Consider the following 12931-nt stretch of genomic DNA (forward strand, 5'->3'; position numbering starts at 1 on the left):
ATAGTAATGATGATATAAATTAGTTTGTCCCAAAGAGAAAAAATAAAAAAATGAGAATTATTGTAGCCGAAGATAATGATATCCTACGCAAATCGTTATCTTTTTTTCTAGAATCTAAAGGATTTAGTATTGACCAGTTTTCTGATGGTAAAGAGGCGCTAGAAGCGATCGAAAAAGAAAACTATGATTTAATATTGACCGATATAAACATGCCGGGCGTTAGCGGAATGGAAATTACCCAGCATGTTAGAGAGAATCTTAAATCTGATATTCCTGTCATTATCTTGACTTCTTCGGGTGTTGAGCAGACCGAGCTTGACTCTTTTGATATTGGAGCAAACGAATTTATTGCTAAACCAGTAAGTCCGGCTGTACTTTTAGTGAGGATTAATAGATTACTAAAACCCCGAATCTGATGAAGTTTGTATATTATTCTATTTTCCTTCTTTTCATTTCCTCTATTGCAATTGGACAAGAAATCAATATAGATGAGGCTTTAGCCAATGTAAAGCGTGAAGTCGAAAAAGAAAATTACGATAAAGCATTATCGATAATTGAGCCTCTCCGAGCCAAATATCCTGAAAATGAAGATATACAGACTTATGCAGGACGCATTTACAGCTGGAAAAAAGACTATAAAACGGCAATAAAGATTTTGTCTCCAATGGCAGACAGAAATAATCCAAATCCTGAGGCTCTGCAAGCGCTTGTAAACATTTACTTCTGGACAGAAGATTACGAAAAATGTATTTCGTATTGCGATAAATATCTTGCGATAGACCCAAAATCGGTTGAAGTTTTGAAGATTAAAGCCACTTGTCTAGAGAAATTAAATCGAGATCAAGAAGCGTTAGATTTAATAGAAAAAGCATCTTACATCGATAATAGTACACAAGCTTTTAGTGGAATACGTACGCTTATTGGACGTAAAGCAAAAAATACAGTTTCGGCTTCTTACTTAAATATTTCGACTTCCGATCCTGGACAGCAACCATTTCATTATGGATATGTTGAATATTCGCATAAGTTCAGTAAATCGGCAATTGTAGGAAGGACAAATATTGGAAATATCAGCAACGAAACCCAAATGTTATTTGAAACCGATTTTTATCAAACCTTTTCAAACAAAAGTTATTTGTATGCAAATGCTGGCGTTTCGACAGGAGAAACCATTTTTCCTGTAGCCAAAGCAGGTTTAGAATATTATTTTAAGCCACAGAAACATTTTGATTTTTCGCTTGGAGGAAGATTTATGCATTTTGATACAGACGATATTACCTTGCTTACAGGACAAGTTGCCTACAATGCAGGAGTTTATAGTTTTGCTTATAGACCTTATTATGATATTTCGAACGAACTTTTTTCTCATGTTTTAAGCATTCAGCGTGTCAATGAAGAAAAAGAACGTCTTATAAGATTGGAATTGCAATACGGAAACGTTCCGTACCTGTATCTCTACAATAATTTTACAGAGCCATTAAAGGCATATCGTGTTGGACTTCAATATCAGCATCGTTTTGGCGATTCGTTTTTTGTACGTCCAATTTTCCTTTATGAATATGAAGAGTATATTCCTAGTGAATATCGAAACAAGTTTAATGTACAGCTAATTGTAACAAAACGTTTTTAAGATGAGAGAATTCTGGGAACTATATAAAAACGGCCAGTGGGAAGTACCTTTTCTTACTTTCTCCATTTATCTGTTTGTAGCGGCCTCTCTTATTCTATATCTTATTATTGTTGCCAGCAGAAACGGTAAAATCAAAAAAGAACGTCTTAGCAAAGAATACAGTTCTATAATTGATAAGGTTATGTCGGCTGTTATTTTTGAGGATATATCTTTTGCCGAAGTAATACAAAAAGACAAAAATTTTCCATTTCTTTTTGATACGCCTTTTTTTAGAGAAGTTTTGACAGATTCGCTTATCAATCTGCATAAAAATTATGAAGGTGTTTATGCTAAAAAACTAGAACAGTTTTATAGAGATTCTCATCTGATGAAAATTTCTTTTAGAAAACTTAAAAGTTTGAGATGGGAAGTAAAATGTAAAGGTATTACTGAATTGGCAGAGTTTAATATTAAAGAAGCATTTGTTCCAATTGTGGCCTGTTCTAAAGCCAGAAAAAAAACATTAAAGATTGTTGCCTTAAATGCCGCAATCAAACTTGAAGGAACTCGGAGTATTAGATATTTAGTAGAACATTCAGATCCTATTGATGATTGGATGCAGCTGAATATTATTGGCGCTTTCAAAAAACACGATGTTGGTGATACAGTTGGAATAGAACATTTATTAGAATCGCAAAATACGACAGTAGTGGCACTTGGTTTAAAATTGATAAAAGAGCTTAAACTAACACAGAAGCTTCCTCATGTTGTTCATTTGGCAGAGAATACTTCAAACACTGTAATTAAATACAAAGCACAGAGTCTTTTGCAGGCATTAACAGTATAATTGAACAAGAAATGACTTTTTTTAATACTGAAATAACGTGGTTTTTGGATGTATATATACTCCTTATTCTTGGTTACGCCATACTAATCATGTCTTCTTATTTAGCATTGGCTTATATTTCTACAAAAGAGCTTAGAAGATACCTTAAACGAAACAGTTTTGTCGATTACGATGTGCTGTTGACTAGCGAGTTTGCTCCAAAACTTTCGCTTATTGCGCCCGCATATAATGAAGGTCTTACGATTGAAGAAAATGTAAAATCATTGCTTTCGCTGAATTACAACAATTATCAGGTTATTGTAGTCAATGACGGAAGCAAAGACAATTCGATGGAAATCTTAACCAAAACCTACGATTTGGTTTTGACTGATTTGGAGTTTCATCCAAAAATTGAGACCAAAAAAATTAGAGGCATTTATACTTCAAGAAATGCAGCTTTAAAAAAACTGATTGTGGTCGATAAAGAAAATGGCGGTAAAGCAGATGCTTTAAATGTCGGACTTAATATTGCCCAGAATCCTTATGTGGTTTGTATTGATGTCGATTGTATCTTAGACAAAGATTCACTTTTAAAACTCGCAAAACCATTTTTAGAATCATACGGAAAACGCATTATTGCCACTGGAGGAGTAGTGCGAATTGCGAACCAATGTATAATAAAAAACGGACGCCTAGTCGAAGTAAATGTTCCAGATGTGATGCTGTCGAGAATTCAGGTTTTAGAATATTTAAGAGCATTTCTTTTAGGTAGAATGGCGTGGGGAAAACTAGACGGATTATTGCTTATCAGCGGTGCTTTTGGAGCTTTTGATAAAGAAATTGCCATACTTTCTGGCGGTTACAGCACCAAAACGGTTGGAGAAGATATGGAGCTTATTGTCAGAATGCGCCGTTATATGCTGGATAATAAACTGCCATATTCGGTGAGCTATATTCCAGATCCGCTTTGTTGGACAGAAGCGCCTGAAGATTTTAAAATATTCAAAAAACAGCGTTCCAGATGGATGAGAGGAACAATAGAAACCTTAAGCATTCACCGCAGAATGTTTTTAAATCCGAAATATAAATTGTTAGGAATGCTGAGTGTGCCATATTGGACTTTGTTTGAATTTCTAGCGCCTGCAATAGAATTTATTGGCTTGGTCATCACTGCAGTATTTATAGTATTCGGTCTTTTAAACTGGCATTTTTTCTTTTTACTGCTGCTTTTTGTGTATACATTTGCAGTGCTCTTTTCTGTTATTGCTTTGTACAGCGAAGAAAAAACCTATCATAAATACCCAAAACAAGCCGATTTTTTCAAATTGCTGATGGCGGCTTTTATAGAACCATTTTATTTTCATCCGCTTACCGTTTATGCGGCTTTAATTGGGTATAAAGAAAAAATGATGGGAACCAAGGGATGGGGCGAAATGACCAGAAAAGGATTTACCAAGAAATAATGAAGATGACAAAGAAGATTTTAATAGTAGATGATCATTTGGTAGTGCGAAATGGAGTTGCCATGATTTTGGAACGGCAGTTTGATGATGTTGCCATTTCGAATGCCGAAAATTTCTTTGAAGCGATTACACTTTTAAAAAATCTTTCTTTTGACTTAGTGATTTTAGATATTAATATTCCAGGCGGAAAAAATACCGATATGATAACCGACATCAGAGCGATTCAACCCGATGTCAAAATATTGGTTTTCTCTGCCCACGAAGAAGAACAATATGCTTTAAAATACCTTTCTTCTGGCGCCAACGGTTATGTAGACAAACTCTGCAGCGAAGAAAAAATCATGTTTGCTATTACATCAATTTTCGAATCGGGAACGTATATTTCTTCTGAATTGGTTAGTAAATTGGTAAATACTCAGACTAGTAAAAAAACTTTAAATCCGTTGGAAGGTTTATCCAAAAGAGAACTTCAGATTACAGATTTATTGGTTCAGGGAAATGGCAATTTAGAAATTTCAAACCAGCTCAACATTCATATGTCTACCGTGAGCACGTATAAAGCAAGAGTTTTTGAGAAACTAAAAGTCAATAACTTGGTAGAGCTCATCAATTTGTACAAAACGTTTAAGAGCTAGTTGTACTCAACCATAATTTCGATTGTAGTTCCCTTATCAATGTCGCTAATAATATTGATGTTTCCTTCAATTAGGATAAGAAGTTCAATAATCATGTGAAGTCCGAGATGATAATTTTTTGAAATCGGATTTTTATAAAAATTGTGATAATAATCAATAAGCTCTTTGCTCATTCCTTGGCCATTATCAATAATTTTTAAGTTAAGAATGTTATTCTGGGTAGTACATAATAGTGCAATTCTTCCATTTTTGGTATTTTTTATGGCATTATCAATCAAATTATGAATAATGATGGAAAGCGCTTTTTTGTTTGTTTTTACAAATAAAGCCTTCGGTACATTATTGATAATGGTATTATTTTCGGCTTCTGCAATCTTTTCAAAAATCTGAATGCTTTCTTCGATGAGTTCATGTAAAGAATAACATTCATCTTCCAGTTTTTTTCCTTCAATAAAAATAGAAGAGTATTTGATAAGATTTTCGACATACTCATACAGTTGAGAAGTAGATGTCTGTAAGGTTCCCAATTGCTGTTTGAGTTTTGGATCTTCTTGTATCGTACTGTTTTCAAAAAGATGTTTTATAGAAGAAGACAAGAATTTCAGCGGACTTTTGATGTCGTGGCTCATGCTTTTAACCAACATTTCGTGCTGTTTAATTTCTTGTTTTAAATTGTTTTCTGCCTTTTCAAGTTTTTTAACGGTAGAAGCTAATTTTTTTGTCTTTTTTGCAATGACTTCTTCCAGTTGCATTCTTTTCATTCTTTGATAGTACAATCGTATGTACCAAAGTGAAATTACAAAACCAGCTGTAAGAAAACAGCAAAGAATAGCAAACCAGATGGTCTGGTAGAATTTTGCAGGCACAACAAGAATGACAGTTTTGTAGGCATAATTGGCATCAAAACCAGACAAACTTCTAAAAGTAAGTTTGTAAGTTCCAGGCGGCAGTGTAGTAAAAGATATCGATTTATCGGCTCTCAGCCTTTCCCAACGGTCACTGCCAATTTTATCCATTCTTGCTTCGATGGTCAAGTTTTTAGGATTGCCATAATAAGGATAAGAAAGTAGAAAACTAACCCTCTGAAAATTGTTTTTTAAGACAATGGTATCTTTTGGCAAAAGTGTTTTCTGATCTAGAACAACCCTGTCTATAAAAAGATCTTTGCTAGGCAGTAAAGGAGACACTTTATCAGGATTAAAAAATACAATTCCGTTCATAGACGGAAAAGCGATAGTGTTATTTTTAAGAAGATTGCCACATGGTTGGCATCCGCCATTAAATTCGTTAATCAGAAAACCATCCGATTTGTTGTATTGATGGTAATATATTATGGTGCTTTTATTTTTAGAATAGTTGAGCAGCACTTTTCTTGAAACCTGAAAAAGCCCTTTGTTGGTTGATATCCAGAAAAAGCCATTTTTGTCTTCAATGATGCAGTGCGAAGAATTAAGCGAGTTTTCTTCGTCTGTTGGGAACGTATATAAGTTATGATCGGAGTAGAGATAAAAACCTTTTTCGTATGTGGTAAGCCAAATTTTCTGTTGGCTGTCGATAAAAACGCTTCTAATATTTAATTTTTCAGTATTTTTTTCAAAATGTATTTTCTCAGTTTTTAAATCATATTGAAATAAACCTTGATCTCCACCCAAATAAAGTGCATTTTTGAGCTGGACAATATAATTAATGTTTTTTTTGAAAACAGCTTTTAGCGTTACCGTTCCGTTTTTTATAGCATACAATTTGGGTTTATGAAATTCATCGATACCCATAGAAACCCAGATCGTATTACTGTTATCCTTGAATATTGTTTTCGGATTTTGATCAAAACGATAAGTGAGATATTTTTTGTAGCCCGAGTTTTTTAGATAACAAAGCACATTTAGGTTTCGGCTGATCCAGATATTTTTTTCATCGTCAAGAGCAATATTTAGACGCTCTTCCAAAAAAACACTTTTAGGAAAAGGAATATGGCCAACAATTTTTTTATCGTTAATAATTAACCCCTCAGAAGTGACGATCGTGCTGTCTGTGAAAGCTTGTGCGGCATAATAGACTTCGGCTCTTCCCGTATTTTTGGTTACAGATTTAAAAGCAGGGAAAGAAATGATGCACAATCCATTTGTACTGCTTCCCAGATATAGTTTTCTATTTTTCTGATCAAAATAAACCGCAATAATATTGCTTGCTTCAAAATCTTTGTATTCAACAATTAATTGGGCTGTCAGTTTGCCATTCTGGTTTTTTAGCTGGTAAATTTTATTTTTAACAGAAAGAAAAACCTGTCCAGTAGTAATATTCCAAAAAAGCTTACGATTACTTTCTGATGATAATACATTAAGCTTTCCAGATGATTTGCCTTTTTGTGAGAAACAGTGATAATCTCCATTTTCTGTTAGGTAGAAAAGAGAATTGTTTAGCGCAAAAAAATTAAAAACATTATCGTTTTTAAAAGCTGTCTTAGAAATGCTTTTCATTTTTGAATCGCATAATTCAATGCTCTCATTATCTACGAAAAATGTATTTCCAGTAGCTAATTTGATATAATAAGGCTCATGCTGATTGATGGTATAGTTTGAGGGAAGGCCATCATGAAAAAAGAAACGTCTGCCGTTTCGGTCTAAACTAGAACGAGGAGCATTTTTTTTGAGTATTTGAACTTTGGCATTCCGAATAAAAACTAGCTCTTTTTTGCTCTCGTTGTAACTGGTGAGGCTGTCTTTTTCTATACTTCCGAAAATATCAGTAAAACGATTGTGCTCTAGCGAAGTGTTGGATGAATTGAAAACCAGAAAATTGTTTCCGTCATAACGCACAATACCATTTTCAGTCGTCATCCATATAAAATTATGTTTGCCCTGAACGATTGCCTTTATGCTATTCTGCTGCAGTTCGTTATTGTCCGCAGTGTACCATCTGGCCTTGTAGTTTTGTTGGCAGACCATTTTAGTTGTTAAGAGCAGCAGCAAAAAACAACCATAACGAAAAGAAACAAAAGCCGTCATTTTAGACATCTGACTAATTTTATAGGATACAAACTTATAAAACATAAATCAGAAATTGCCGTTTGTAGTTTTAAATCTACAGCGTTGTAGGTGTATTGGTACATTCAGAATAGGCTCTATAAGGGTTTGTAACGCTATATTTGTTTAAAAGGTTAACAACAAAGTTCAAAACAGATGAGGATAGGAGTAATTGGTTTATGCAGTTTTACAATGAATTTTGTGAATAGGGCAGTAGAGGCTGGACATCAGGTATTATTAAGTTCCACCCGCGAAAATCGCCAGTTTCAGGACTTGGCTAAAAAAATGGGAGAAAATGTAAAATTGGTAAGCAGAAACGAAGCTGCAAAAGCCAGTATTTTGATATTATTTATTCCCCGTGAAGATGTTGGACTATTCCTAACGGACTTGCCCGATATGAATGAAAAAATAATAATTCACGAGAGCAATCCAATTTTTAGCTTAGAATGCTTGAGGCCAAATGCAAAATCTTCATCAGAAATAATTGCATCGCTATTGCCAGAATCTCATGTTATAAGGGTTCTTAATGTAGTTAATCCAGAAGTGCTTTCTATGATAAACCAAAAGCAGAATGGCAATGAAATATTTTATACAGGATTGGATAAACAGGCAAAAAATAAAGCAAAAGCATTTTTTAAAAGCCTAAATCTTGCTGGAATAGATTTTGAAGAATTGTACCAACTTCCAATGCATTCTTGTTTCATGAATTAGAAAATATATTACGAAACCAGCTTTGAATAATTAGAATTGTTCAATCCTAAATGTTCCCAGAAAAGCTAACTTTCTGGGGCATTTTTTTTGATTTAAATTGCGCAATAGATGGCTTTGCGTTAATTTAGTAATATGAAAATCGAACTGAAACAATCTTCTTTTCTTGATAAGGAAATCAACGAACCGTATTATAACATTTTGATGTTTGATGGGGTAGCCACTTTTTCTGTTGATTTAACCGATTACGAATGCAAAGGAAAAAGTCTTTTGTTTTTAACGCCGTATCAGTTATTGCAATGGAAAAGTTCGACAGCCCCTTTCATAAATATTCTCAGTTTTCATGGAGATTTTTATTGCATTGAATACCATAAAAAAGAAGTGGCTTGCAACGGAATTTTATTCAATGATATTTATAGCGAACCTTTCGTAATTGTTTCCGATTTTATTTACGAAGAAATCACGAGCATTATGGAAAGAATGAAAAGGGTAGAAGATTCTGAACAGGATTATGACAACTCGATTCTAAAATCCTATCTGCAAGTTATTCTCGCCTTGAGCAGTAAAGAAAAACAGCTCAAAATGTCACCTCAGATTCAGGAGTCTATTGGAAATGCCGATATCTTGAAGTTTCAGCATTTGTTAGACACGCATTTTCTAGAAGCAAAAGAAGTCGCTTTTTATGCCTCAAAATACAATTTGAGTGTGAATACTTTCAGTAAAAGAATCAAAAAACATTTCGGAAAATCGCCTTCTCAGCTTATTCAAGATCGCATTGTTTTGGAAGCTAAGAAACAGTTGCATTTAACAACTAAGACCATAAAAGAAATTGCAGACGATCTTAATTTTGAAGACGAATTTTATTTCAGCCGCTATTTCAAGAAAAGCGTAGGCATTTCGCCTAAAGAATTCAGAAAAGAAGTTGGCATTTCTATCGTGGCAAAATAGTCCATGAAAACTCCTTTACGTCCATTTTTATCCAGATAAGCATAAAGTAATTTTGATTTGTATTTAAAACATAATCAAAATGGAAAAATTTATACGATTTATTGCGGGTGGACAAAGCAACTTTATTCATTTTTTAAGAATTGCCATATTTGTTGTAATGGCATGGATTGGCGGATTAAAAGCCTTTAAATATGAAGCAGACGGAATAGTTCCGCTTGTAGCGAATAGTCCGTTTATGAGTTTCTTTTATAAAGATGCCAATAAACAGGTTGTGAATGATGAAGGTAAAACTGTAAAAGCCTACACACTTTACAAAAACGTTGAAGGTAAAACCGTTGAGAAAAACATTAAATGGCACGAAGCCAACGGAACTTATATTTTTTCTTACGGATTGGGAACTGTTATTGTTACAATTGGCTTGTTGGTTCTTTTGGGAATCTGGTTTCCTAAAATGGGTTTTTTGGGTGGACTTCTGACATTCGGAATGGCGTTTGTAACCTTATCATTTTTAATCACAACGCCAGAAGTTTACGTTCCAAATTTGGGCGGAGATTTTCCAACACCAGAGTTTGGGTTTCCGTATCTTTCTGTTGGAGGCCGTTTGGTTCTCAAAGACATTATCATGATGAGTGGCGGATTGATTGTCGCTTCAGACAATGCAAAGAAAATTTTAAACCGTTTTTACGCTTAATTTGTCTTGAAAAAGAAAGACTCAATTAGTAACATAAAATAAAATAGGAACAGAATTAATTCTGTTCCTATTCATTCTGCAGGAATGTCTGATTGGTAGATTTTTTTAATGGATTCACAGAACACGTTCCGTAGGAACGTTTGATTATCTTCACAACATTTATTCCGCAAAACGGGTGTCCCTACAGGACACTATGCAAATACGCAACTTTTTTTTCTACCAACGAGATATTCCTAACGGAATATAATTTTATAAAAAAAAACTGCGCAAGGGCTCAGACTTGCACAGCTTTTTACAAAAACTCAAAACTAATTATTCATATTTTAAATATTTCAGCACATTAATGCAAAGCATGTTAGGTAAGGTTAGTTTCACGCAGATTTTGCTGATTTGGGCAGATTATTTTAAATCTATAATATATCTGCCTAATCAGCTTAAATCTGTAAAATCTGCGTGAAAAAAAAACTAAAAAATGATTATTCATATTTTAAATATTTCAGCACATCTACTTTTGTTGCTTGATATGCTTTTGCTAAAACAATGCATAGCGTTAAAAACAATAAGAGCAAAAAGGAAAGTAGAAACGGCAGTATCGGAATTTGGATTCTAAAGGCAAAATTATTCAGCCATTTCTGCAATAAAACATAGGCAGGAAATACAGCAATAAGAAAACCTATTGCACAATACACTACATATTGTTTAGACAGTTCTTTCAGTAAGATATTGGTCTCTGCGCCCAAAGTTTTTCGAATCGCAATTTCTTTCATTCTTCTTTGAATAGAATAAGATGCGAGAGCAAAAAGTCCAAAAAGGGCAATAAGAATCACAATAATATTGAGCAGAGAAAACAAATTTTTCTGCTTTACATAAGACTCGTAAGTTCGTGCATATTCTTTATCGGCAAAATCATATTGAAAAGGATATTCGGTATCGACTTTTGATTTCCAGAATTTTTCAATTTCAGCAATAGAACTTTGAATTTGATCTGCTTTTAATTTTACGTAAATGCGATTCATTTCATTGGCCATATCTAGAGATTTTATATGATAAAAAGTAACAGGCGGAACATCGACTTCTGGGCTTAAAAGATTAAAATCTTTTACCACGCCAATAATCCTCATTTTCTGATTTCCAATTTTGATCTCTTTACCAATAGGATCTTTTATCTGCATTAAAGCCAATGATTTTTCATTAACTAAAACAGAATTTATAGTGTCTGAAGCTATGTTTGGAGTAAGATTTCTGCCTTTTATTACTTTTATATTTAGCAGATTTAGCATGTCATAATCAAGTCCGATTGCTTTTTGTTTGAAAAGCACATCTCGATACCAAATTGGCCATTGTGAATCATCTTCTCCATCAAAAGAAAGAAGACCAGTTGAAACTTTTTCAACGCCTTTAATTTTTGAAAGTTCCTGTTTTATAGTGTTATATCTTTCAAAAATATTCTTTCCAACATTTTCTCCCTGATAATAGGAAGACGGAAGATTTAACGAAATTGCCATAACCTGATCGCCTTTAAAACCAAGATCTTTATTATTTAAAAATTTAATTTGCTGATAGACAATTACAGAACCAATAATAAAAAAGGAAGCAATGGCAAATTGAAAAATCAGCATTCCATTTCTAAGCCAAATACCGCTTTTACTTCGAGCGTAATTGCCTCTTAAAACTTTTAAAGTCTCAAAATTAGCAACATATAAAGCAGGAAATATTCCAGCAAAAACAATGGTTATAATGAAAACTAGTATTAATTGAAGATAAAATTGACTTTCGATTATCCTTAAATTTTTCTCCAAAAAAGAATTGTAATAAGGAAGAGCAATTTCTACAATCATTAACGCTAATAAAACCGAAAAAGCAGTCATCAAAATGGTTTCAAAAATGAATTGCCAAACAATCTGTTTTTTGGAAGCGCCCAATATTTTACGAACCCCAACTTCTTTAGCTCTTTTAATTGAATTTGCCGTTGCCAAATTGATATAATTGACAATAGACAGAATAAGAATCAAAACAGACAAGCAAGCCATAATTACCAGAAACTGATAATTTCCTCTTCCTTCAGGATAACCGTCGGTTACAGAATGCAGTCTGGCAGATGAAAGCGGTTCCATCAAAACCTTGAAACTTCCCATTTTCTTGACCATTTCTGCTGGTGTAAAACCCGCTTGTTTGGCAGTTCTTACAATAACCTCGTCATAAAATACTTGATCAAGCATTTTCCGAGTTAAGTCTGCTTTGGATGGATCTTTTAATTTTACCAATACTTTTAAAACAAAAAGACCAGGGTTTTTGTCGGGATCTGCCAAGTCTTTCATGCGGTTTATCACTATGTTTGGTGCGATCGATGAATTTCCTGGAATGCGATAAACGCCCGCAATTGTAAACGTAGCATCCAAACATTTGATTTGTTTGCCTATTGGGTTTTTATTTCCAAAAAAACGTTCTGCAAGCTTCTCTGAAATGGCAATACTGTTTTCGTCTTTTATAGCCGATTTTGCATTTCCATGAATAAATTCAAAAGGAAAAAGAGAAAAGAAATCTTTTTCGGCATTTACGATTTTATCTACAAATTCCTTTTGGCCATTGTAAACAACTTTGTCTTTTTGATACCATTCATCTGCATAAACAACAGCTTCTACGTTGGGATCATTTTTTAAATGAGGTTTTAAGCGCACAGGATTATTTGCCGTTACAGGCATATCGCTTAATTGCGCTAAAACCTGATAAACTTTGTCTTTTTCTGGATTCCAAGCATTATAATTATGTTCGTCATTCCAATACAGAAGCGCGAAAATCAAGCCCGAAATTCCTATTGATAATCCGAGAATATTGAGAGCAGTAAATAATTTACTGTGTTTTATTTGATAGATAAATATATTGATCCAGTTTTTTAGCATTTTGTTGGTGGTTTAAATAATATAGAGCATCAGTTTATGCTATGCCTTATACTTAGTGAGGTTAGTTTCACGCAGATTTTACAGATTTTGGCAGATGCATTTTAAATCTAAAAATAGATCTGCCTTAT

General features: G+C 33.6%; 10 protein-coding genes. 8 read left to right on the top strand and 2 right to left on the bottom strand.

The genetic code is table 11. The features are described from left to right. Positions 1 to 50: 50 nt before the first annotated feature. Genes RB618_RS19820 through RB618_RS19840 form a run of 5 tightly spaced genes read left to right on the top strand, consistent with a single transcriptional unit; the run spans position 51 to position 4533 of the window. On the top strand, positions 51 to 416 hold the full coding sequence (locus tag RB618_RS19820) for a response regulator transcription factor (protein ID WP_308070361.1): 366 nt from the start codon (positions 51 to 53) through the stop codon (positions 414 to 416). Beyond that, a complete protein-coding gene (locus tag RB618_RS19825; RefSeq protein ID WP_308070362.1) occupies positions 416 to 1630 on the top strand; it encodes a YaiO family outer membrane beta-barrel protein in 1215 nt (404 codons plus the stop codon). Before RB618_RS19820 ends, RB618_RS19825 begins: the two co-directional genes overlap by 1 nt. A gap of 1 nt (position 1631) precedes the next feature. Continuing rightward, positions 1632 to 2456, top strand: coding sequence for a hypothetical protein (locus tag RB618_RS19830; RefSeq protein WP_308070363.1), 825 nt, complete (start codon positions 1632 to 1634; stop codon positions 2454 to 2456). Between the two features lie 11 nt (positions 2457 to 2467). Further along, a complete protein-coding gene (locus tag RB618_RS19835; protein ID WP_308070364.1) occupies positions 2468 to 3898 on the top strand; it encodes a glycosyltransferase in 1431 nt (476 codons plus the stop codon). A 5-nt stretch (positions 3899 to 3903) separates the two neighbouring features. Then, positions 3904 to 4533, top strand: coding sequence for a response regulator transcription factor (locus tag RB618_RS19840; RefSeq protein ID WP_308070365.1), 630 nt, complete (start codon positions 3904 to 3906; stop codon positions 4531 to 4533). Here RB618_RS19840 and RB618_RS19845 read toward each other — a convergent pair. Then, positions 4530 to 7547, bottom strand: a complete 3018-nt coding sequence (locus tag RB618_RS19845; protein WP_308070366.1) for a two-component regulator propeller domain-containing protein — start codon at positions 7545 to 7547, stop codon at positions 4530 to 4532. The two genes, RB618_RS19840 and RB618_RS19845, sit on opposite strands and share 4 nt — an antisense overlap. A gap of 165 nt (positions 7548 to 7712) precedes the next feature. Here RB618_RS19845 and RB618_RS19850 point away from each other — a divergent pair, with 165 nt between their 5' ends. The 3 genes from RB618_RS19850 to RB618_RS19860 all read left to right on the top strand — a co-directional run bounded on the left by RB618_RS19850 (position 7713) and on the right by RB618_RS19860 (position 9903). After that, the gene (locus tag RB618_RS19850) at positions 7713 to 8267 is read left to right on the top strand and encodes an NAD(P)-binding domain-containing protein (RefSeq protein ID WP_308070367.1); all 555 of its coding nucleotides are present in this window, start codon (positions 7713 to 7715) and stop codon (positions 8265 to 8267) included. A gap of 132 nt (positions 8268 to 8399) precedes the next feature. Further along, a complete protein-coding gene (locus tag RB618_RS19855) occupies positions 8400 to 9212 on the top strand; it encodes an AraC family transcriptional regulator (RefSeq protein WP_308070368.1) in 813 nt (270 codons plus the stop codon). A 79-nt stretch (positions 9213 to 9291) separates the two neighbouring features. Continuing rightward, a complete protein-coding gene (locus RB618_RS19860) occupies positions 9292 to 9903 on the top strand; it encodes a DUF417 family protein (RefSeq protein ID WP_308070369.1) in 612 nt (203 codons plus the stop codon). A 476-nt stretch (positions 9904 to 10379) separates the two neighbouring features. Here RB618_RS19860 and RB618_RS19865 read toward each other — a convergent pair whose 3' ends face one another. Then, the gene (locus RB618_RS19865; RefSeq protein WP_308070370.1) at positions 10380 to 12803 is read right to left on the bottom strand and encodes an ABC transporter permease; all 2424 of its coding nucleotides are present in this window, start codon (positions 12801 to 12803) and stop codon (positions 10380 to 10382) included. Between the last annotated feature and the right edge of the window lie 128 nt (positions 12804 to 12931).

Source organism: Flavobacterium sp. LHD-85, assembly GCF_030929595.1.
Taxonomy (GTDB): domain Bacteria; phylum Bacteroidota; class Bacteroidia; order Flavobacteriales; family Flavobacteriaceae; genus Flavobacterium.